The following is a 20738-nucleotide window of genomic DNA, read 5'->3' as shown; positions in this document are numbered from 1 at the left end:
TTCTTCCGCCATCTCTGTCCATTGTCAAGGACCTTGATGCGCTAAATGCTTCTTACGCCATTATAATGTGCGATTTCACGAGGAGTCCCGCCAGGTGTCATCGCTCTCCGGTTCAGCACTCGTGGTCGGCGGCAACACCCTGCTCTCGCGCATCCTCGGCTTCGTCCGCGATCTGGTGATCGCCCGTGCCTTCGGCGCCGACGCCACCACCGATGCCTTCTTCGTCGCCTTCAAGATCCCCAACTTCCTCCGCCGGCTGTTCGCCGAGGGCGCCTTCGCCGCAGCCCTGGTACCGGCACTGGAGGAACGCCGTCGCCACGGCGGGCGCGCCGGCCTGACACGACTCGTCGACGAACTCGCCGGCACCCTGGGGCTGCTGCTGGTGCTCTTCACCGCGCTCGGTACCCTCGTCGCGCCGCTGTTGATCCTGCTCTTCGCCCCCGGCTTCGGCGCGGACACCGACCAGCTCGCCCTCGCCGCCGAGCTGCTGCGCCTGACCCTGCCCTATGTGCTGCTGATCAGCCTCACCGCGCTGGCCGGTGCGGTGCTCAACTGTCACGAGCGCTTCGCCGTACCCGCCTTCACCCCGGTGCTGCTCAACCTGGCGCTGATCGGCGCGGCGCTGTTGCTCGCCCCCCGACTCGAGCGTCCGGTGCTCGCGCTGGCCTGGGGGGTCTTGCTCGGCGGCACCGCACAGCTCGCGCTGCAGCTCCCGGCGCTCGCCCGGCTCGGCCTGCTGCCACGCCCGCGCCTCGCCCTCGACTCGCCGGTGGTGCGGCGCATCCTGCGCCGCCTGGGACCGGCGCTGCTCGGCGTCTCGGTGGTCCAGCTCAGCCTGCTGCTCGACACCCTGCTCGCCTCCTTCCTCACCCCGGGCAGCATCTCCTGGCTCTATTACGCCGAACGGCTGATGGAGTTCCCGCTCGGGCTGCTCGCCGCCGCGCTCGGGGTGGTCATCCTGCCCCGACTCACCCGTGGCAGCGGCGCGGCAAGCGCACGACGCTTCTCCGCCACCCTCGACTGGGGACTGCGCTGGACGCTGCTGCTCGGACTGCCGGCGGCGGTGGGGCTCGCGGTGCTCGCCGAGGGGCTGATCGCCACCCTGTTCCAGTCCGGCGCCTTCGGCGACACCGATGTCACCCACGCCGCCAGGGCGCTGAGCGCCTATGCACTCGGCCTGCTCGCCTTCATCGCGATCAAGGTGCTCGCCCCCGGCTGCTATGCCCGTCACGACACCCGCACCCCGGTGCGGATCGCGTTGATCGCCCTCGGGATCAACCTGGTGCTCGACCTCGCGCTGATGGGGCCGCTCGGACACGCCGGACTGGCGCTGGCCACCACCCTAGCGGCCCTGCTCAACGCCCTGCTGCTGCTGCGCGCGCTGAGACGCGACGGCAGTTACCGCCCGCGCCCGGGCTGGCCCGCGCTCGGCGCCGCGGTGCTCGGCGCCAGCCTGGCGATGGCCGGGATGTTGCTCTGGGCGCTCGGCACACTCGACTGGGGCGCGCTCGCCCCCTGGGACCGGGCCTGGCACCTCGGCGGCGCCATCCTCGCCAGCGCCACCCTCTACGCCGCCCTCGTCCTCCTCGCCGGCGTGCGTCCGCGCCACCTCGCCGCCCCCGAGCGACGGCGCTGACACCAGCGGCCAGCGGATTGAACCGCAAAGCCGCAAAGCACGCGAAGGGAGAGGAAGGATCAATCGATGATCATGGCGGTCACCCTTCCCCTCCGGCGGCTGGGGGCTGGGGGCTGGGGGCTGGGGGCTGATCGCTGGCGGCTATAACCGACAGGCCGGATGCCGATGCGCGCGGTCTTCGCTTGGTCACTCATCCCAGCCTACGTCTCACCCCCTTGGCGTCCTTGGCGCCTTTGTGGTTCGATCCCTCGCTGGCGGCTGGCGGCTGGCGACTGGCGACTGGCGACTGGCGACTGGCGACTGGCGACTGGCGACTGGCGACTGGCGACTGGCGACTGGCGACTGGCGACTGGCGACTGGCGAGAGCCTCTCACGCCCCATCGTCGCCCCACGACGCGTATACTCAGCACCTTTGCCCATTGTTCCCTGCACTGCTGCCATGAGGCTTATCCGCGGTCTTCACAACCTGCGTCCCGGCGACCGGGGCTGTGTCGCCACCATCGGCAACTTCGACGGCGTCCACCTCGGACACCGCAGCATCTTCCAGCGTCTGCTCGAACAGGGGCGCGCGCTCGGGCTGCCGGCGACCGTGATCACCTTCGAGCCGCAGCCGCTCGAGTGCTTCGCGCCGGAGACCGCGCCGGCGCGGCTCACCCGGCTGCGCGAGAAGCTCGCGGCGATCGCCCACTGCGGCATCGAGCGGGTGATGGTGCTCGGCTTCGGCCCCAGGCTCGCGGCGATGCCGGCCGAGCGCTTCGTGCACGAGCTGCTGATCGAGGGGCTGGGGGTCAATCACCTGCTCGTCGGCGACGACTTCCGCTTCGGTCACGGTCGCGCGGGCGACTTCGCGCTGCTCCGGCGCATGGGCGCGGCACACGGCTTCAGCCTGGAGAACCTCCATACCGTGACCCACGCCGAGGAGCGCATCAGCAGCACCCGGGTACGCGAGGCGCTCGCCCGCGGCGATCTCGAGCAGGCCGAGCACCTGCTCGGGCGGCCCTATCGCATCGCCGGACGGGTCGGTCACGGCGACAAGCGCGGACGCACCATCGGCTTCCCCACCGCCAACATCGACCTGCACCGCCGGGTCAGCCCGCTGCACGGCGTCTACGCGGTGCGGATGCACGGACTCGGCCCCGCGCCCCGCCCCGGGGTCGCCAACATCGGCACCCGCCCCACGGTCGACGGGCGCGCCCATCAGCTCGAGGTCCATCTGTTCGACTTCGCCGCCGACATCTACGGGCGTCAGGTCGAGGTCGAGTTCTGTCTCAAGCTGCGCGACGAGCAGCGCTTCGCCTCCTTCGAGGCGCTCAAGCACCAGATCCAGCTCGACGCGGACGCCGCGCGCGCCTATCTCGACCGCGCCCCGGCGCCCGCCCCCTGACCCCCCGAGCGGCCACGGCGCCGCCCACAACCCCGAGAGCGAGAGCATCATCGTCATGGATCCAATCGCCCCCACCGACCCGGCCGCCGACACCGCCCGGTTCATCGACTGCAACGGCTTCCGTCTCCACTACCGCCGTCTCGGCGACGGCCCCCGGCTGCTGTTGCTGCTGCACGGCAGCTTCCTCAGCCTGCGCTCCTGGCGCGCGGTGATGGCGCCGCTGGCCGAGGCCGGCTACACCGTGGTCGCCTTCGACCGCCCCGCCTTCGGCGCCAGCTCCAAACCGCTGCCCGGCGCCGACGGCCAACCCGGCTACAGTGCCCACGACCAGAGCGCGCTGATCGCTGCGCTGATCCCGGCGCTCGGCTTCGAGCGCGCGGTGCTGGTGGGCAACTCCACCGGCGGCACCCTGGCGCTGATGACCGCGCTCGAACACCCCGAGCGGGTCGAGGCGCTGGCGCTGGTCGACGCGATGATCCTCAGCGGTTACGCCACCAGCGAGATCCCCGGCTTCGTCAAGCCGCTGATGCGCGCCCTCACGCCCTTCTTCTCCTGGCTGATGGGCCGGCTGATCGCACGGCTCTACGACAAGGCGATCCGCGCCTTCTGGTACCGCCCCGAGCGGCTCGACCCCGAGGTGCTCGCCGCCTTCCGCGCCGACATGATGCAGGGCCCCTGGCCGCGCGCCTTCTGGGAGCTGTTCCTCGCCACCCGCAAGCTCGGGCTCGAACCCCGACTCGCCGGGGTCACGCCGCCCACGCTCGTGGTCACCGGCGCCCACGACCAGACGGTCAAGGTCGCCGAGAGCGAGCGCATCGCCGCGGCCATCCCCGGCGCCCGGCTTGAAGTCATCGCCGACAGCGGCCACCTGCCACACGAGGAGTCGCCACAGGCCTTCGTCGCGACCCTCACCGACTTCCTGCAGACACTGCCGGAACACTGATCGAGGCCGAGGCCGGGGGCTGCCTCCCGGCATCGACGAAGGCCCATCATCACCCCGGGAGCGCGTCATGGGTCCGTGGTTCGTCGTCAAGCTCTATCTGCTCACCTTCACGGTCTTCATGGCCATCGACCTGCTGTGGCTGGGGGTGATCGCGCGCGGCTTCTACCGCGCCCAGCTCGCTCACCTGCTCGCCGACACCACCCGCTGGCCGGCGGCCATCGCCTTCTATCTCATCTATGTCGCCGGCATCCTGGTGATGGCGATCCTCCCCGGCGTGGAGGCGGGCTCGCTCGACAGGACCCTGTTGCTGGCCGCCGGCTTCGGCTTCTTCACCTACATCACCTACGAGCTGACCAACATGGCCACGCTGCCCGATTGGCCGCTACGCCTGGTGCTGGTCGACACCCTGTGGGGCGTGGTGCTGTGCACCCTGGTCGGCGCCGCCGGCTTCTATCTCGCCCGGCTGCTCGGCTGATCGGCGCGGAGACCGTCCGAACCCCGTCATTGAGAACGATTTGCAATAAAGCAGCCGGAGGAATATGCTGCGAATCATTCTTATTGACGTACGAGGCGGCACCCGCATGCACATGGCACCGACTTCGCTCCCCCTTCAGCAGCAGTCCCCGCACCCCTCCTATCCGCTCACCATGGCCGACAACGACACCCTAGTGCGGGTCTGCAACCTACTGGGCGGTCGCCAGTTGGTGCGCCGACTCACCGAGCTCGGGCTCAACCAGGGTGCCGAACTGCGTGTCGTCCAGCGCCAGGGCGGCGGTCTGATCGTCGCCCGCGGCGAGACCCGGATCGCACTCGGCGGCGGCATGGCCGCCAAGATCCTGGTCACCGACGCCGCCACCGCCTGAGCCTCGACCCCTCACGCCGTCCGCACTCCACTGCAACCGCTCAAGACGTCACCATGAACACGACCCTGAAAGACCTCGTCGTCGGAGACCACGGGGCCGTCCGCGGCTATCGCCCGGGCGCCGATGCCTACCGCCGCAAGCTGCTGTCGATGGGACTGACCCCGGGGGCCGCCCTGGAGGTGGTCCGGGTGGCCCCGATGGGCGATCCCGTGGAGGTGCGGGTGCGCGGCACCCGCGTGACCCTGCGCCGCGAGGAGGCAGCCATCCTGGAGGTCGAGCGGGCATGACGACATCAACGACGCACAGCATCGGGGTCATCGGCAATCCCAACTGCGGCAAGACCACCCTGTTCAACGCGCTGACCGGCTCGCGTCAGCGCGTCGGCAACTGGCCCGGGGTGACGGTCGAACGCAAGACCGGTCACTTCCGTTTCGAGGGGGCCGACTACACCCTCATCGACCTGCCCGGCACCTACTCGCTGGATGTCAGCGAGGGCGCGGTCTCGCTCGACGAGCGCATCGCCCGCGACTTCGTCCACGCCCGCGAGGCCGACCTGATCCTCAACATCGTCGACGTCGCCAGCCTCGAGCGTAACCTCTATCTCACCACCCAACTGCTGGAGATGGAGCGACCGATGGTGGTCGCGCTCAACATGATGGACGTCGCCGCCGAACGCGGGCTGCGGGTCGACGCCGCCGCACTGGCCGAGCGCCTCGGCTGTCCGGTGGTGCCGATCGTGGCGACCACCGGCGACGGGCTCAACGCCCTGCGCGCGGCGTTGCAACAGGCCGTCGAGCGCCCGCCGATCCCGCAGGCGCGGATCGACTACGCCCCGGCGCTCGAGCGCGTGATCGAGCAATTGCACGAGCGCATCGAGCCGATCGCCAGCAGGCACGGCGATCCGGCGCGCTGGTTGACCACCCGTCTGCTCGAAGGCGATGACCTCGCCCGCGAGCTGATCGGCGACACCGTGCCCGCGCACGAGGTCGCCGCGCTGCTCGGCGAGGACGCCGAGCAGATCGACATCCTCATCGCCGACGCCCGCTACGGCTTCGCCCACGCCGTCACCCAGGCCTCGCTGACACAGAGCGGCGAGATGCCGCGCAGCCTCTCCGACCGCATCGACCGGGTGATCCTCAACCGCGCCCTGGGCATCCCGATCTTCCTCGCGGTGATGTACCTGATGTTCATGTTCACCATCAACATCGGCGGGGCCTTCATCGACTTCTTCGACATCGCCGCCGGCACCCTCTTCGTCGACGGCGTGGCGCACCTGCTCGCCGGTCTCGGCACCCCGGAGTGGGCGGTCCTCGGGCTGGCCGACGGCATCGGCGGCGGCATCCAGGTGGTGGCCACCTTCATCCCGGTGATCGCCTTCCTCTATCTGTTCATGTCGGTGCTGGAGGACTCGGGCTACATGGCCCGCGCGGCCTTCGTCATGGACCGCTTCATGCGCTCGATCGGACTGCCCGGCAAGTCCTTCGTGCCGCTGCTCGTCGGCTTCGGCTGCAACGTGCCGGCGATCATGGCCGCGCGCACCCTGGAGCAGCCGCGCGACCGCATCCTCACCGTACTGATGGCACCCTTCATGTCCTGCGGCGCGCGGCTGCCGGTCTATGCCCTGTTCGCCGCCGCCTTCTTCCCGGTCGGCGGTCAGAACGTCGTCTTCGGACTCTATCTGATCGGCATCCTCGCCGCCGTGCTCACCGGCTTCCTGCTCAAGCGCACCCTGCTCGAGGGCCAGGCGATGCCCTTCGTGATGGAGCTGCCGCCCTATCACCTGCCGACCCTCGGCGGCGTGCTGCGCCGCACCTGGGAGCGCACCAGCGGTTTCATGTTCCGCGCCGGCAAGGTGATCGTGCCGATGGTGCTGGTGCTCAACGTGCTCAACAGCCTCGGCACCGACGGCAGCGTCGGCAACGAGGACAGCGACAGCTCGATGCTCGCCGAGATCGGTCGCACCATCGCTCCGGCCTTCTCGCCGATGGGTCTCGACGCCGAGAACTGGCCGGCCACCGTCGGCATCTTCACCGGCGTGCTCGCCAAGGAAGCGGTGGTCGGCACCCTGGACGCCACCTACTCGGCGCTCGGCGCCGACCCCGAGGCGAGCGACGAGGAGGCCGCGCCCTACGACCTCGGCGCCGGTCTCACCGAGGCGCTCGCCACCATCCCGGCGGCACTGGGCGATGCGCTCGGCACCTGGTCCGACCCGCTCGGCGTCGGCATCGGCGAGGTCAGCGACCCCGAACTGGCCGCTGCCGAGCAGGAGGTCACCAGCGCCACCTTCGGCGCCATGCACGAGCGTTTCGACGGCGCCGCCGGGGCCTTCGCCTATCTGCTGTTCATCCTGCTCTATTTCCCCTGCGTGGCCGCCATCGGCGCCATCGCCCGCGAGACCAGTGGCGGCTGGGCGCTGTTCGCCGCCCTCTGGACCACCGGCCTGGGGTATGTGAGCGCGACCATCTTCTACCAGGCAGCCATCTTCGCCCGCGACCCGGTCAGCTCGTCGATCTGGATCGGCATCATGACCGCGCTCTTCCTCGCCACCGTGCTGGGGATGCGTTGGTGGTCGCGACGTGACCCGGCACTCGCCACCCCGGCGCGCGACCCGGCCTGAACCGACGGAGGGACACCCATGATCATGTCCGATCTCACCAGTCATCTGCGCACCCAGGGGCGCGCCGCGCTGCGCGACCTCTCCTACCGGTTCGATACCGACCCCGAGGCGCTGCGCGGCATGCTCGAGCTGCTCGAACGCAAGGGCCGGGTGCGCAAGCTGCCCGGCGGCACCCCCTGCAGCGGCTGCTGCAGCTGCGACCCGACCGCGATCGAACTCTACGAATGGGTCGGCTGAACCCGACCTGACCACCCGCGGTCGACCGCCACAGGGACGTGGCGACCGCACCGGGCCTGGCCACGACCAGGCCCCCGAGTTCTCCCTGCGCCGCTCGCATCCCTCGGGGTCGGGCGGCGTTCCTTTTGCAGCTACCAGCTACCAGCTACCAGAGGAGCGGAACCGCAAAGGCGCGAAGGGGGCAAAGGGGAATAAGCCGCCAGCCGTCAGCGATCAGCCGCCAGTGGGTGCGGACCCGCGCCGCCTGTGGCCTCACGCCGACATCACACGTCACTCACTTTGCGTGCTTCGCGGCTTTGCGGTTGAATCCTGGCGGCTGGCGGCTGGCGGCTGGCGGCTGGCGGCTGGCGGCTGGCGGCTGGCGGCTGGCGGCTGGCGGCTGGCGGCTAAAGGCTAACGCCGGGTCTCGAAGCGGAAGGGGGCGACGAGCAGGCCGTCCGCGGTCTCGAGCAGCACCCGCGCCTCCCAGCGCATCAGGGTGCGCGCACAGACCGGGAGCATGGCCTCGCCAGCGAAACGCGACGCGCCGATGGGGTCGAGTTGCGCGCGGTTATAGCCCATCTCCATGTCGACGCCGACGAAGTCGACCGCTACCGCGCCGACCTCGCGACCCTCGACCTCCACCCGCAGCCGCAAGGGCGTGACCAGTGGGATGGGGTCGCGCGGTGCTACCGCCAGACGGACCTCGCCACCGCCGGGAAGGGCCAGCGCGCAGTCGCGGCTGGCGAGATCGCAACGCGGATCGGGATCGGCCCAGCGTGCATCGGTACCGAGACCACTCAACAGTCCACGCCCCCCCAGCCAGGCGGCCGGCAACGCGACCAGCACCGCGACGATCGTCCAGATCAGGATCGGGCGGGCGCGCCGGCGTCCATCCCTGGTCCCCCCGGAGTCGCTCATGGCAAGCCTCCATCGAGATGGGTTCAAAATATTAGTGAATTCTTATATTATTGACTCGACCGATCCACGCCAGGGACGGTGAGATTCTTCGATGCGATCCACCACCAACCCAGGAGCCGTAACATGGGTATTCTCGGAGCCTTGGCACTCGCCGCCGTCCTCTTCGGCGGGGTCCAGACCACACTCGCGCCCCAGTCACCCCAGACCCAGGACATCCAGGCGCAGGCCGTCACCACGCCCGCGTCACCGGACTGAGCACTCACTTGCCGCGCAGCAACGCCTCGGGGTGGCGCTCCAGATAGTCGGCCAGCTCGCGCAGCGCACGCGCCGAGCGCGTCAGCTCGGCGAGCGCGCGGTCGAGTCGCACGCGGGTGCCACGCCCATCCTCGACCAGTCCATCGAGATGACGCAACGTCTGGCTGGCCTGCCCCAGGGTGCTGCGCGCGGCACCGGAGAGCGGTCCGACCTCGGCCTCGAGCGTCTCGGCCAGCCGGGTCAGGGCCGCGCTGGTCTCACCGATACGGGTGGCGACCGGCACCACCTCGCCATCGATACGCCGCGCCAGGCGCTCATAGGCGACCAGGGTCTGGTCGAGCCGTCCGACGAGCGGCGGCAGCCGCCGCTCCAGGGTCTCGGCCAGGGCGCGGATTCCGGTCAGGGTGGCGTCGAGATTGCCCATCAGTGCGCCGGCCTCGGCCGAGCCGAGCAAGGTGCCGAGACCGCGCAAGGCAGCGCTCGCCTCATCGACCAGCTCGTCCAGACGCAGGTTCCCCAGCATCTCGCCGAGTTGATCGCGGATTGCCGGCAGCGCCGGCACCACCACATCGTCCCCGCCCGCGGCGGCGGCCACCGCGGGAACCTCGTCGACCAGCGCCGGATCGAGGTTCAACGCGACCACGTACTGACCGGTGACGAAGCTCAGCGACTCGAGCCGGGCATGCAGCCCGCGCCGCGCCACCAGCTCGCGCAGCACCACGCGCGCATCACGCGGCTCGGTACCCTGACTGATACGCACCCGCTCGGGCCAGACCTCGTAGCGCACCGGGATGCGCACCGCACCGTCGCTGGGTGAGAAGTCCAGCTCGATGGCGGTCACCTGCCCCACCGTCACCCCCTGGAACTGCACCTCGGCGCCGACCGACAGCCCCTGCACCGAGCCGGGGAAATAGGTCAGCAGGCCGACCCGCTCACGGAACAGCGCGCCGCCGCCGAAGAGGATCAGCGCCAACACCAACAGCGCCAGCGCGCCGAGCACGAAGGCGCCGATCAGGGTGGGGCTGGCGCGACGACTCATACCACCCCCCGGCGCAGGAAGGCGCGCACCCGCGCATCGGCGGCATGATCGCGCAACCAGCGCGGGTCACCGGTGGTGAGCATGGTGCCGCGCTCGACATCGAGGAAGACCGCCTCGTCGGCGATGGCGAAGATGCTCGCCAGGTCATGGGTGACCACCACCATGGTGGTGCCGAGACTGTGCTTGAGTTCGACGATCAGCTCGTCGAGCAGGCGTGCGCTCAGTGGATCGAGCCCCGCCGAGGGCTCGTCGAAGAACAGCACCTCGGGGTCGAGCGCCATCGCCCGCGCCACCCCGGCGCGCTTGCGCATGCCGCCGCTGATCTCGGCCGGATAGAGCGCCCCGCACCCGCCCAGCCCGACCAGCGCGAGCTTGTAGTCGACCAGCTCACGGACCTGGCGCGGTCCGAGGTCGGTGTACTGCTGCAACGGCAAGGCCACATTCTCCTCCAGCGTCATCGAACTCCACAGCGCCCCGCCCTGATACATCACCCCGTGACGGCGGATGCGACGCGCGCGCGCCGCCGGCGAGACCTCCCAGAACGACTCGCCGTCGAACAGGATACGCCCGGCCAGCGGCGCCAACAGCCCGGTCATGGCGCGCATCAGCGTACTCTTGCCGCAACCGCTCCCGCCCATGATCACGAAGATGTCGCCGCGCCGGATCTCCAGATCGAGATCACGCTGCACCGCGCGCCCGCCATAGCCGACGCTCAGCCGCTCGAGACGGATCTGCGTCGATCCGCTCACAGTCCCACCGCGTCGAACAGCACCGTCAGCACCGCCGCGGCGATGACGATGTGAAGGATCGCGGTGACCACCGCCGAGGTGGTGGTCGCGCCCACCGCCGCGGCATCGCGGCCGCTCTGCATCCCCCGCAGACAGCCGGAGACGGCGACCACCGCGCCATAGACCCCGGCGCTGATCAGACCCTGGACGAAGTGGTTCCAGCCCACCGCCTGGACGGTCTGCACCGCGTACTCGGTGGGGTTGATGCCACCGACCACGGCGGCGGCGAAGGCGCCGCCGAGGATGCCCATGAGATCGGCATAGAGCGCGAGCAGCGGGGTCATCGCGATCAGCGCGAGCAGCCTGGGCAGCACCAGGAACTCGACCGGGTCGATCCCCAGGGTGCGCAGCGCGTCGATCTCCTCGTTGGCCTGCATGCTGCCGAGCTGGGCGGCGAAGGCCGCGCCGGTACGTCCGGCGAGCACGATGGCGGTGACCAGGGCGCCGATCTGCATCACCACCGCCAGCCCCACCAGGTCGGCGACATAGATGCGCGCGCCGAAGCGCGCCAGCTGCTGATCGCCGATATACCCGAGGATCAGCCCCACCAGGAAGCTCACCAGGCTGACGATCGGCAGCGCCTCGGCGCCGACCTGCTGGACGATCAGCCAGAACTCGGCGCGTCTGAAGCGCCCCCGCCCCCGCGCCAGTCGCCCCAGCGCCAGCACCACCTCGCCGACGAAGGCGAAGAGCGCCCCGCTCGCACGCGACGCGTCGATCACCCGCCTGCCGAGCCGGGCCAGCGGGCGCGAGCGCGGGCGCGCATCGATGGGAGGCGCGGACTGCAGGGGCACCGCCTCGGCCAGCGTCAGCAGCGCGCCGACCCCCTCGGGTAGTCCTGCAGGCGCCAGTTCGATGTCGTGCGCCCGGCAGTGCGCGCGCACCGCCAGCAGCAGACTCGGCAGGCTCGAGTCCCAGCCCCCGAGACCTGTGGTGTCGAAGGCCAGCTCACTCACCTGCGCGCGCGCAAGACGCGCCACCACCACCTCGGCCGCTGGCGGGGCGCCGGCCAGCCGCCACTCGCCGGAGAGACGCAACACCGCGCGCGCGCCCGTTCCCACCAGCTCGGCGCGTGCCGGCGGCGAGCCGGCGCGCGCGCTCACGCCATCCCCTTCAACCATGCTCCAGCACCATCAATACCGCCAGCAGCAGCGCAAACCCGACCGCGAACCCGAGATCAGCGCCACGCAGCGGCGCCAGTTCGGGTAGCGGCATGCGCCCGGCATAACCTCGACAGCGCATCGCCGCTCCCACCCGCTCGGCGCGCTCGAGCGCGCGCACCAACAGCATCCCGACGAGGAAACCATAGCTGGTCAAAGTATGAAGATCGCTGCGTGGACGAAAGGCACGGGCGCGCATCGCCGCGCGCAACCGCGCCTGCTCGCGCGCGAGCACATCGAGATAGCGCGCGCTGAGCAACAGCAACTCGATCAGCGCACCGGGCACCCGCAGGGCGCGCAGCGCCGCGCCGAGCCCGTCCGCGCCGACCCCGGCGAGCAGCGCCAACGTCACCAGCGCCACCGCGCTGGCGCGCGCGGCGATCACCCCGGCGAGGGTCAGTCCCTGCTCGCTGAGCACCAACCCACCGCCCTGCCACAGCGGCTGCCCCGGAACGGTGAAGGGCAACAGCCCGAGGGTGAGCAGCATCAAGCCCTCGAAGACCAGCACCAGGCGCACCAGACGGCGCGGCGCGATGCCCGCCCACCGTGTCAGCAGCACGCCGGCGAGCAAGGCAGCAGACAGCGCCGCCCAGCCCTCCAGCCCCACCACCACCAGCGCCCAGCCCAGACAGCAGAGCAGCCGCACCCGAGGATCGGGCCCGCGCGACGCGGCACCGGCACGGCTCCCCGGCATCGCCTCAGCAGGCGCGCGCCGATCGCGCCAGCAGCTCGGGCCGAACCGTCCACAGCAGTCGCAGTGCCGCGGCCGTCACCACCGCCTCGATCAGCGCCACCGGCAGCTGCGCGATCAGCGCCAGACGGGCCGCCGCCCAGAACCCCTCGCCGCTGGCCGCCAGCGACCCGGCCACCAGCAACGCCGAGCCGGCGAAGGCGCCGGCCCCGACCAAGGCACCGAGCGGCATCACCCACCAGGACAGGGCAGCGGGGCGCAGCCGCGCCAACACGGCGCGGCCGGCCAGACCGAAGAGCAACGCCGGCAGCGCCAGATTGAGGGTATTGGCGCCGAGCACCGTCACCCCGCCATAGCCGAAGAACAGCGCCTGCAGCAGCAGGCCGACGCAGATCGCGGGGAACACCGCCCAGCCGAGCAGCACGCCCATCAGCCCGGTCAGCAACAGGTGCGCACTGGTCGGTCCCAACGGGATATGAATCAGGGAGACGGAGAAGAAGGCAGCGGTGAGCAGCCCGGCGCGCGGGATGCTCGACTCGTCGAGCGCGCGCAGCCCGAGACCGACCCCGGCGAGCGCCAGGACACCGGAGCCGAGCAGGACCGGCATGGAGAGGACACCATCGACGATATGCATGAGAGGCTGGCAGCCCCGTTGAGCGATTGCAATGGATGAAAATAGTGTCGACGGTATCACCCCGTCAGCGCGCCAGTCCACCGGCGCCCTGTGCAAGGTGTGGATTATGCTAGTCGATAGCACTCCTGTCCCGAGGAAGCCATGCGTACCAAGCTCAGCAACGATCTTCGAGTCTCACCACCAACCAGGGCTCATCAGCACCACCGAGCCAAATCAATTGGTGGCCCAGCACACATCAACAACACCTGACTCATGGAGTCGCCGCCCCCCCCTGCCCCCCACGGCGCACCCCACCGCTGGCAACATCCGCTGGCGGTCGTGTTGGTGATGGCGCCGATTCTGGCGACCACGGGGCTGCTCGATCACTTCGCCACGGCCCACCGGCAGGAGCTCCTCCGTCACTCCGTCGTCGATCGCGTCTCGGCGCTGCGCGGCCGACTCGAGGGCATGCTGCAGAGCAACCTGCTACTCACCCGCGCACTGAGCGCCCTGATCGCCTCCCAGCCCGATCTCGACCAGACCGCCTTCACCGAGATCGTCACCGACCTCACCAAGCACCAACAGCTGCTGCGCAATGTCGCCGCAGCCCCCGACCTGGTGGTGAGGATGATCCACCCGCTCAACGGCAACGAAGCGGCGCTCGGACTCGACTACCGCAACCACCCGCAGCAGCGATTCGCTGCGATACAGGCGATCGAGAGCGGCCAGACCGTGGTCGACGGCCCACTGCCCTTGATCCAGGGGGGCGTCGGGCTGATCGCCCGCACCCCGGTGTTCGTCGCCACCGCGCAAGGACCGGGGACCTGGGGAGTGGTTTCAGCGGTGATCGATGTCGAGCGACTCTACCGCGTCAGCGGCTTGACCGCAGCCAATACCGAGTTACGTCTCGGGCTGCGCGCTCGACACGAACACATCGCCCCACCACGGATGGTATTCGGCGATCCCGAGGTCTTTCGGCTCGCCCCGGTGACCGCGACGGTAGCTCTACCAGGGGTCACCTGGGAGCTTGCCGCCATTCCCACCGAGGGTTGGCACTCCTCGTCCTGGCCGAGCTGGCTGATTCGACTCGGCGGCATCATCACCGCGCTCGTGACCGGGGGACTACTGCACCTGCTGCTAAATAGCCGTCAGCGACGTGCCAACAGCGAGGCGCAACTGCGCGCCCTGCTCGACAACCTCCCCGACCTGGTGTGGCTGAAGGATCCGCACGGCGTCTATCTGATCTGCAACCCGCGCTTCGAGTCCTTCTTCGGTGCCCCCGAGCACGAGATCGTCGGCCGTACCGACGCCGATTTCGTCGACCCGGAACAGGCAAGGTTCTTCCGCGAGAAGGATCAGGCCGCACTCGCCGCCGGTCGCGCCAGACGCAACGACGAGTGGATCACCTTCGCCAGCGACGGTCACCAAGAGCTTGCCGAGACCATCAAGACCCCGGTCTACGATGGCGCCGGGCGTCTCACCGGCGTCCTCGGCATCGCCCGCAACATCACCGAGCGCCAACGCCAGCAGGACGAGATCCGGCGGCTCAACGCCGAGCTCGAGTCACGGGTGGCGACCCGCACCGAGGAGTTGGCCGCGCTCAACCGCGAACTCGAGACCTTCACCTACTCCGTCTCCCACGACCTCAAGGCGCCGCTGCGCGGCATCGACGGCTACAGCCAGCTACTCCTTGAACAGCATGGCGCCGAACTCTCGCCCGAGGCCGCCACCTTCATCGCCAACATCCGCCGTGGCGTCGAGCAGATGCGCGCGCTGATCGACGACCTGTTGACCTACTCGCGGATGGAGCGCCAGGTGCTGACCGGACGCCGGGTCGAACTCGGCGGGGTGATCGAGATGGTGCTCGCCGAGCGACACGCGCTGATCGTCGAGCGCGACATCGAACTCGAGGTCGATGTCTCCGAACTCACCGTCAGGGCCGACCCCGACGGACTGCAGATCATCCTCCGCAACCTCGTCGACAACGCCATCAAGTTCAGCCGCGACGCGACCCCACGACCACGCATCCGGATCCTCGCCCGGGATCAGGGCAGGCGGGTGGTGATGGCGATCTCGGACAACGGTATCGGCTTCGACATGCGTTTCCACGACCGCCTGTTCGAGGTCTTCCAGCGCCTGCACCGCGCCGAGGACTATCCGGGCACCGGAGTCGGCCTGGGAATCGTACACAAGGCCGCCCAACGCATGGGGGCGCGGGTCTGGGCCGAGAGCGCTCCCGGGCATGGTGCAACCTTCTATCTGGAGCTATCACGATGAGTGCCGGACCGCACTGCTCGATGCTGCTGGTCGAGGACGACCCGGTCGATCTCGACTTCATACTGCGCGCGCTCACCCCCCACATCGACCCCGACTGGATCAGCGTCGCACGCGACGGCGAGGAGGTCCTGGCCAGGGTCGAGCACTGGGAGCGCGGCACCCAGCCCCCGCCGCAACTGATCCTGCTCGACCTCAAGCTGCCGGGGATCGACGGGCTCGAGGTCCTGAGACGACTGCGGCGCAGCGAGCCCGGGCGCCTGATCCCGGTGGTGGTGCTGACCTCGTCGGACGAGCCACGCGACATCCAGGCCGCCTATGACCTCGGCGCCAATTCCTATGTCGTCAAGCCGATCAACTACGAGCGCTTTCTCGAAGGTCTGCATCAGATCAATCGCTATTGGTGCTGCATCAACAGGCCCCCAAGCTAGGACCATGGACATCCTCTACGTCGAAGACGACGTCACCGACCTCGAGCTGACACGCCAGCGGCTGGCCCATTCGGCACCCCGGATCGGCGTCGATCATGCGGCAACGCTCGCCGAGGCCAGGGCGCGACTGCGCCACCCGGAGCGCTACCATCTGGTGCTGCTCGATCTGGGGCTGCCGGATGGCTCGGGGCTGGAGCTACTCGACTGGATCCGTGAGCAGCACCTCCCCCTGGCCGTGGTCGTGCTCACCGGCGCGGGTGATACCGACAGTGCGGCCGGCGCGCTCCAGGCCGGCGCCGACGACTACCTGATCAAGGATGAGATCGAGGCCCGTGAACTCCCCGGTCGGCTCGCCCGCGCCTTGCGACGCTTCCGCAACGCCGAGGCGCGTCACGGACTCAGGCTGCGCGTCCTCTATGCCGAGCGCAACGCCGACGACGCCGACCTCACCGCCCGCCACCTCGCCCGTCACGCCCCCCACATCCACCTCACCCTGGTCGGCAGCGCCGAGGAGGCGCTCGACCAGCTACCGAGCACCACCGAGGACACCTCGATCTTCGACGTGCTGCTGCTCGACTACCGCCTCCCCGGTCTGGATGCGCTGGAGGCGCTCAAGCAGCTGCGCGACGACCGCGACTTCGCACTGCCGGTGGTGATCGTCTCCGGGCAAGGGGGCGAACGCGTGGTCGCGCGCGCGCTCCAGCTCGGGGTCGACGCCTATGTCCTCAAGCAGCCCGGCTATCTCCACCAGCTCACCGCCACGCTCGAACGCATCGCCCACCAGGCCGAACTGGCCCGCGAGCGTGCCGCACTGCGCCAGACCTCGACCCATCTCGGGCTGATGCTCGAGGCCAGTCCGGTGGTGCTCTACACCCTGGGCATCGACCAGCACCAGATACAGCCGACCTGGGTCAGCGACAACGTCACCGCACTGCTCGGCTTCACCCGCCACCAGGCCTTGCACCCCGCCTGGTGGCGTGGCCAGCTCCACCCCGACGACCGGGAGCAGGCCTGTCGCGCGATGGACCAACTCGTCACCCTGGGGCAGTTGCGGCACCAGTACCGGTTCTTCGATCATGCCGGAGACGTACACTGGATCGAGGATGAGCTGCGCGTACTACGCCACGACAACGAAGCCCGCACCGAGGTGATCGGCGCCTGGCGTGATATCAGCGACAGCAAACGCGCCGAACACTTCCGCGAGACCCGCATGACGGTACTCGACGGCCTGCTCAACGAGCGCGGCCTGCCCGAGCTGCTCGGCGAGATCGCCACCCGGCTCGAGCAGGTCGACCACCGGCTGCGGGTCTCGGTACTGGTTCGCGCTCCGCTCGACACGCGCCTGCGTACCTGTGCCGCGCCGCGGCTCGCCCCCCAGTTCAACGCAGCACTCGACGACTGCGCCCCGGAGCAGGCGCCTTTCGCCACGGCACTCCACGACGCCCATCCGACGCTGGTCGCCGACATCAGCACGCACCCCAGTTGGCGAAGCTGCCTCGAACAGGCCCAGGCGGCGGGGCTGCGCGCCTGCTGGTCCTTCCCCTTTCACGACGACACCGGCGAGGCGCTGGGCATACTCGCCGTCTATCGCTCCACCCCCGGCCTGCCCGATGCCGCCACCCAGGTGCATATCGCCGAGTTCGCCCAGCTCGCCGCGCTGGCGGTCACCCGTGCGCGCACCGCCAACGCGCTACGCCAATCGGCCGCGGTCCTGGCGAGCGCCCACGAGGGCGTGGTGATCACCGATCTCAGCCCCCGGATCCTGTCGATCAACCCGGCCTATACCCAGATCACCGGCTACAGCGCCGCGGAGGTCATCGGTCGCAATCCCAGCCTGTTGCGCTCCGAGCGTCAGGGACGCGCCTTCTACCAGCAACTGTGGGCCAGCCTGCTCGAACACGGACACTGGCAAGGCGAGATCTGGAACCGCACCAAGAGCGGCGAGGTGCGCCCCGTGCTGCTGTCGATCAGCCTGGTCACCGACACCGCCGGCAACCCCGAGCGCTATGTCGGGGTGATGACCGATCTCAGCCAGCTCAGGCACTCGGAGGCGGCACGCGAACGCCTGGCGCACTTCGACCCGCTCACCGGGCTCCCCAACCGGCTGCTGCTGCAATCACGACTCAGCCACGCCCTCGAGCGCGCGCAGCGTCATCGTCACCACATCGCCGTGCTGCTGATCGATCTCGACCGCTTCAAGCACATCAACAACAGCCTCGGCCATCCCGCCGGCGACAACCTGCTCGAACGCCTGGCGCAACGCTTCGCGACCCGGCTGCGCGAGGGCGACACCCTCGGGCGGCTCGGCGGCGACGAGTTCCTGCTGGTGCTCGAACGGCTGCACCAGCCGCGCCAGGCGGCGAGCGTCGCCCGCGACCTGCTCGAGCTGTTGCGACGGCCGCTCACCCTGCCCGGCAACCACGAGGTCCATGTCGGCGCCAGCATCGGCATCGGGGTCTATCCACAGGACGGCTGCTCGGCCAGCGAGCTGATCCAGCACGCCGAGGTCGCGCTCTATCAGGTCAAGGCGCAGGGACGCGGCAGCTATGGCTTCCATACCCCGGAGTTGAGCGCCCAGGCCGCCGAGCGACTCGAGTTGGAGGCGCGACTGCACCATGCACTGGGAAACGAGGAGTTCCTGCTGCACTTCCAGCCGCAGCTCGACTGTGTCAGCGGCGCGCTGGTCGGCTGCGAGGCACTGGTGCGGTGGAACACGCCCGACCAGGGGCTGGTCGCGCCGACGCGCTTCATCCCCCTGGCCGAGGAGACCGGACTGATCCTGCAACTCGGCGACTGGGTGCTGCACACCGCCTGCCGTCAGGGGATGCGCTGGCTCGACGCCGGGCTGGTGCTCGAGACCATCGCGGTCAACCTCTCGGCGCGCCAGCTGCTGCAGCCCGACTGTGTCGGTCGCATCGAGCAGGCGCTCAGCGCGACCGGCTGGCCGGCGCACCGGCTCAAGCTCGAACTCACCGAGAGCATGCTGATGGGAGGCGACGAGACCGAGCAGTGCCTCCAGGCACTGCGCGCGCTCGGCATCCGTCTGTCGATCGACGACTTCGGCACCGGCTACTCGTCGCTGGCCTATCTGCGTCGCTTCGCCATCGACGAACTCAAGATCGACCGCAGCTTCGTGCGCGACATCCCGGCACAGCGCGACGACATGGAGATCGCCGCCACCATCATCGCGATGGCGCGCAACCTGAAACTGCGCGTGGTCGCCGAGGGCGTCGAGACCGAGGCGCAGCTGGAGTTCCTGCGCGAGCGGGGATGCGAGGCCTATCAAGGCTATCTGTGCGCGCCGCCGCTCACCCCGGAGGCCTTCGTCGCACGCTTCGGGCCGCGCTAAGCGGCGTCGTTCCAGTCATCGAGCAGCTCGCGCAGCACCGCGGTGGCATAGGCCCCGGCGGGCAACTCGAAGGCAAGGCGCACGCCGCCGTCGACCTGTTCGGCGACGAGATCGAACACCGGCAGACGCAGCGCGCGCCGCTCCTGCGCCAGCCCCGCCGCGGCCAGCCCCTCGGGCCAGCCGGGGAAGGCCGCGGCCACCGCCTGCTCACGTGCCAGCACCGCGTCCCGGCTCGGCGGCGCACCCTCGCCCCACAGCGGGCCGGTGGGGTGTACGTCGAGTCGGGCACAGCGCGTCAGCAGCGTTTCATCGACGGCCTCGACGGCGAAGTGCGAGTTACAGCCGTCGAGCTGCATGCGATCCCCGGCGAGCGGCCGATCCCAGCAGGCGTCGGCCACCCGTCCAGCGAGCACCTCGTTGAACAGCTGCGAGCGCGCCGCCGACAGCCACAGACCGCGGACATGACGCGAGACCCGGGGCACCGGCGCCCCGCTGAACAGCGCATGGGCCTGAACGAGGTTGCCGCCATCGCGCCCGAAGCGCTGCTCGCCGAAATAGTTGGGCACGCCGCGCGCACCGATCACCGCGATCCGCTCGGCCAGGGCCTCGGGGGCGGGGGCGAGGTCGCGCACCAGGAGACGGAAGCGATTGCCGATCAGCGCGCCGCGACGCAGCTTGCGCCGATGGGCGTGGACCTCAAGCACCTCGATGCCGTCGGCGGCGAGCACCGACCAGTCGGGCTCGCCGGCACGCGGGCGCGGCAGCGAGAACCACTGCCAGGTGACCGCGTGACGGTCCTTGAGCCCGGCATAGCCGACCGCCGAGACCGCCACCCCGGCGCAAGCGGCCAGCCGCCGCGCCGCCCACTCGGTATTGGCCTCGCGCTTGCGCACCCACAGCAGCAGGTGCTCGCCGTCGTCGTCGGGGTCGAAGGCGAGCCGCTCCTCGACCTGGAAGTCCTCCGGCTCGACCCGCAGCCGGCCGCGCCCGAGCGGCGCGCCATGGGCGCGCGGCAACCGCGCGAAGGGGATGTGCCCGGGCAGCGGCGGCTGGTTCATTCGACCAACAGCACCGAGGCCGAGGCGGCGATGCCCTCGCCGCGACCGGTGAAGCCCATCTGTTCCATGGTGGTGGCCTTGACGTTGACCCGCGCCGGATCGCACTGCAGGTCCCCGGCGAGCACCTCGCGCATGGTGTCGATATAGGGGGCGAGCTTGGGCTGCTGGGCGATCAGCGTCATGTCGGCGTTGTGCACCCGCAGGCCGCGCTCGTGCAGGCTGGCGATCACCCGACGCAGCAGGATGCGGCTGTCGATCCCGGCATAGGCCTGATCGTTGTCGGGGAAGTGACGGCCGATGTCGCCGAGCCCGGCGGCGCCGAGCAGGGCGTCGCACAGCGCGTGGATCAGCACGTCGCCGTCGGAGTGGGCGGTCAGTCCCAGCTCGTGGGGGATCTCCACACCGCCGAGCACCAGTCGGCATCCGGGGGCGAAACGATGGGCATCGAAACCCTGACCAATCAACATGGAGCGCATTCTCCGAAGGCAGATTGAAGGAAA

At 69.9% G+C, this 20738-nt stretch carries 20 protein-coding genes; 12 read left to right on the top strand and 8 right to left on the bottom strand.

What is annotated here, in order from left to right; genetic code table 11:
* Nucleotides 1-94: 94 nt before the first annotated feature.
* The 8 genes from murJ to ACAM26_RS06360 all read left to right on the top strand — a co-directional run bounded on the left by murJ (nt 95) and on the right by ACAM26_RS06360 (nt 7680).
* Nucleotides 95-1636, top strand: a complete 1542-nt coding sequence (gene murJ / locus ACAM26_RS06395; RefSeq protein WP_369613306.1) for a murein biosynthesis integral membrane protein MurJ — start codon at nt 95-97, stop codon at nt 1634-1636.
* 439 nt (nt 1637-2075) lie between these two features.
* Nucleotides 2076-3020: a bifunctional riboflavin kinase/FAD synthetase gene (ribF, locus tag ACAM26_RS06390; protein WP_369613305.1), complete on the top strand. Its 945-nt coding sequence runs from the start codon at nt 2076-2078 to the stop codon at nt 3018-3020.
* Between the two features lie 55 nt (nt 3021-3075).
* On the top strand, nt 3076-3963 hold the full coding sequence (locus ACAM26_RS06385; protein WP_123140088.1) for an alpha/beta fold hydrolase: 888 nt from the start codon (nt 3076-3078) through the stop codon (nt 3961-3963).
* Nucleotides 3964-4030: 67 nt separating this feature from the next.
* Nucleotides 4031-4438: a DUF2177 family protein gene (locus ACAM26_RS06380; RefSeq protein ID WP_123140087.1), complete on the top strand. Its 408-nt coding sequence runs from the start codon at nt 4031-4033 to the stop codon at nt 4436-4438.
* A 106-nt stretch (nt 4439-4544) separates the two neighbouring features.
* Complete coding sequence (locus ACAM26_RS06375) at nt 4545-4826, top strand: FeoA family protein (protein WP_123140086.1); 282 nt, start codon at nt 4545-4547, stop codon at nt 4824-4826.
* A gap of 53 nt (nt 4827-4879) precedes the next feature.
* On the top strand, nt 4880-5113 hold the full coding sequence (locus ACAM26_RS06370; RefSeq protein WP_005222635.1) for a FeoA family protein: 234 nt from the start codon (nt 4880-4882) through the stop codon (nt 5111-5113).
* Entirely contained in the window at nt 5110-7443 is a 2334-nt protein-coding gene (gene feoB / locus ACAM26_RS06365) for a Fe(2+) transporter permease subunit FeoB (protein ID WP_369613304.1), read from the top strand. The genes ACAM26_RS06370 and feoB overlap by 4 nt, the downstream gene beginning before the upstream one ends.
* A gap of 18 nt (nt 7444-7461) precedes the next feature.
* On the top strand, nt 7462-7680 hold the full coding sequence (locus ACAM26_RS06360; RefSeq protein ID WP_062274077.1) for a FeoC-like transcriptional regulator: 219 nt from the start codon (nt 7462-7464) through the stop codon (nt 7678-7680).
* Nucleotides 7681-8073: 393 nt separating this feature from the next.
* Here ACAM26_RS06360 and ACAM26_RS06355 read toward each other — a convergent pair whose 3' ends face one another.
* Nucleotides 8074-8580, bottom strand: coding sequence for a hypothetical protein (locus ACAM26_RS06355; RefSeq protein WP_369613303.1), 507 nt, complete (start codon nt 8578-8580; stop codon nt 8074-8076).
* Nucleotides 8581-8703: 123 nt separating this feature from the next.
* On the opposite strand from ACAM26_RS06355, the gene ACAM26_RS06350 reads away from it, so the two are divergent.
* The gene (locus ACAM26_RS06350) at nt 8704-8835 is read left to right on the top strand and encodes a hypothetical protein (protein WP_255419368.1); all 132 of its coding nucleotides are present in this window, start codon (nt 8704-8706) and stop codon (nt 8833-8835) included.
* Nucleotides 8836-8839: 4 nt separating this feature from the next.
* Here ACAM26_RS06350 and ACAM26_RS06345 read toward each other — a convergent pair whose 3' ends face one another.
* Genes ACAM26_RS06345 through cbiM form a run of 5 tightly spaced genes read right to left on the bottom strand, consistent with a single transcriptional unit; the run spans nt 8840 to nt 13147 of the window.
* Complete coding sequence (locus tag ACAM26_RS06345) at nt 8840-9874, bottom strand: MlaD family protein (RefSeq protein WP_369613302.1); 1035 nt, start codon at nt 9872-9874, stop codon at nt 8840-8842.
* A complete protein-coding gene (locus ACAM26_RS06340) occupies nt 9871-10623 on the bottom strand; it encodes an ABC transporter ATP-binding protein (protein WP_369613301.1) in 753 nt (250 codons plus the stop codon). Before ACAM26_RS06340 ends, ACAM26_RS06345 begins: the two co-directional genes overlap by 4 nt.
* The gene (locus ACAM26_RS06335) at nt 10620-11783 is read right to left on the bottom strand and encodes an ABC transporter permease (protein ID WP_369613300.1); all 1164 of its coding nucleotides are present in this window, start codon (nt 11781-11783) and stop codon (nt 10620-10622) included. Before ACAM26_RS06335 ends, ACAM26_RS06340 begins: the two co-directional genes overlap by 4 nt.
* Nucleotides 11776-12516, bottom strand: coding sequence for a cobalt ECF transporter T component CbiQ (cbiQ, locus tag ACAM26_RS06330; RefSeq protein ID WP_123142228.1), 741 nt, complete (start codon nt 12514-12516; stop codon nt 11776-11778). Before cbiQ ends, ACAM26_RS06335 begins: the two co-directional genes overlap by 8 nt.
* 4 nt (nt 12517-12520) lie before the next feature.
* The gene (cbiM, locus tag ACAM26_RS06325; RefSeq protein WP_123140080.1) at nt 12521-13147 is read right to left on the bottom strand and encodes a cobalt transporter CbiM; all 627 of its coding nucleotides are present in this window, start codon (nt 13145-13147) and stop codon (nt 12521-12523) included.
* A 327-nt stretch (nt 13148-13474) separates the two neighbouring features.
* On the opposite strand from cbiM, the gene ACAM26_RS06320 reads away from it, so the two are divergent.
* Genes ACAM26_RS06320 through ACAM26_RS06310 form a run of 3 tightly spaced genes read left to right on the top strand, consistent with a single transcriptional unit; the run spans nt 13475 to nt 19180 of the window.
* Nucleotides 13475-15403, top strand: a complete 1929-nt coding sequence (locus ACAM26_RS06320; RefSeq protein WP_369613299.1) for an ATP-binding protein — start codon at nt 13475-13477, stop codon at nt 15401-15403.
* Entirely contained in the window at nt 15400-15831 is a 432-nt protein-coding gene (locus tag ACAM26_RS06315) for a response regulator (protein ID WP_123140079.1), read from the top strand. The genes ACAM26_RS06320 and ACAM26_RS06315 overlap by 4 nt, the downstream gene beginning before the upstream one ends.
* Before the next feature lie 4 nt (nt 15832-15835).
* Entirely contained in the window at nt 15836-19180 is a 3345-nt protein-coding gene (locus tag ACAM26_RS06310; protein ID WP_369613298.1) for an EAL domain-containing protein, read from the top strand.
* Here the strand turns inward: ACAM26_RS06310 and truD are convergent.
* Nucleotides 19177-20238: a tRNA pseudouridine(13) synthase TruD gene (gene truD, locus ACAM26_RS06305; RefSeq protein ID WP_123140077.1), complete on the bottom strand. Its 1062-nt coding sequence runs from the start codon at nt 20236-20238 to the stop codon at nt 19177-19179. The two genes, ACAM26_RS06310 and truD, sit on opposite strands and share 4 nt — an antisense overlap.
* Nucleotides 20235-20705: a 2-C-methyl-D-erythritol 2,4-cyclodiphosphate synthase gene (ispF, locus tag ACAM26_RS06300; protein WP_062275677.1), complete on the bottom strand. Its 471-nt coding sequence runs from the start codon at nt 20703-20705 to the stop codon at nt 20235-20237. The genes truD and ispF overlap by 4 nt, the downstream gene beginning before the upstream one ends.
* Nucleotides 20706-20738 lie beyond the last annotated feature (33 nt).

The sequence above is a fragment of the Marichromatium sp. PS1 genome, from assembly GCF_041155115.1.
Taxonomy (GTDB): Bacteria; Pseudomonadota; Gammaproteobacteria; order Chromatiales; family Chromatiaceae; genus Marichromatium; species Marichromatium gracile.
The sequence above is the reverse complement of the archived record's forward strand: the minus strand, read 5'-3'. Positions and strand labels throughout refer to the sequence as shown.

Excerpts from the sequence above, each read along its gene's own strand:
- ACAM26_RS06355 (WP_369613303.1), bottom strand. The coding sequence starts at position 8,580 with ATGAGCGACTCCGGGGGGACCAGGGATGGACGCCGGCGCGCCCGCCCG.
- ACAM26_RS06320 (WP_369613299.1), top strand. The coding sequence starts at position 13,475 with ATGGCGCCGATTCTGGCGACCACGGGGCTGCTCGATCACTTCGCCACG.
- ribF (WP_369613305.1), top strand. The coding sequence starts at position 2,076 with ATGAGGCTTATCCGCGGTCTTCACAACCTGCGTCCCGGCGACCGGGGC.
- ACAM26_RS06380 (WP_123140087.1), top strand. The coding sequence starts at position 4,031 with ATGGGTCCGTGGTTCGTCGTCAAGCTCTATCTGCTCACCTTCACGGTC.
- ACAM26_RS06360 (WP_062274077.1), top strand. The coding sequence starts at position 7,462 with ATGATCATGTCCGATCTCACCAGTCATCTGCGCACCCAGGGGCGCGCC.
- ACAM26_RS06375 (WP_123140086.1), top strand. The coding sequence starts at position 4,545 with ATGCACATGGCACCGACTTCGCTCCCCCTTCAGCAGCAGTCCCCGCAC.
- feoB (WP_369613304.1), top strand. The coding sequence starts at position 5,110 with ATGACGACATCAACGACGCACAGCATCGGGGTCATCGGCAATCCCAAC.
- ACAM26_RS06370 (WP_005222635.1), top strand. The coding sequence starts at position 4,880 with ATGAACACGACCCTGAAAGACCTCGTCGTCGGAGACCACGGGGCCGTC.
- ACAM26_RS06385 (WP_123140088.1), top strand. The coding sequence starts at position 3,076 with ATGGATCCAATCGCCCCCACCGACCCGGCCGCCGACACCGCCCGGTTC.
- cbiM (WP_123140080.1), bottom strand. The coding sequence starts at position 13,147 with ATGCATATCGTCGATGGTGTCCTCTCCATGCCGGTCCTGCTCGGCTCC.
- ACAM26_RS06350 (WP_255419368.1), top strand. The coding sequence starts at position 8,704 with ATGGGTATTCTCGGAGCCTTGGCACTCGCCGCCGTCCTCTTCGGCGGG.
- truD (WP_123140077.1), bottom strand. The coding sequence starts at position 20,238 with ATGAACCAGCCGCCGCTGCCCGGGCACATCCCCTTCGCGCGGTTGCCG.
- ACAM26_RS06315 (WP_123140079.1), top strand. The coding sequence starts at position 15,400 with ATGAGTGCCGGACCGCACTGCTCGATGCTGCTGGTCGAGGACGACCCG.
- ACAM26_RS06335 (WP_369613300.1), bottom strand. The coding sequence starts at position 11,783 with ATGGTTGAAGGGGATGGCGTGAGCGCGCGCGCCGGCTCGCCGCCGGCA.
- cbiQ (WP_123142228.1), bottom strand. The coding sequence starts at position 12,516 with ATGCCGGGGAGCCGTGCCGGTGCCGCGTCGCGCGGGCCCGATCCTCGG.
- ACAM26_RS06345 (WP_369613302.1), bottom strand. The coding sequence starts at position 9,874 with ATGAGTCGTCGCGCCAGCCCCACCCTGATCGGCGCCTTCGTGCTCGGC.
- ACAM26_RS06310 (WP_369613298.1), top strand. The coding sequence starts at position 15,836 with ATGGACATCCTCTACGTCGAAGACGACGTCACCGACCTCGAGCTGACA.
- ispF (WP_062275677.1), bottom strand. The coding sequence starts at position 20,705 with ATGTTGATTGGTCAGGGTTTCGATGCCCATCGTTTCGCCCCCGGATGC.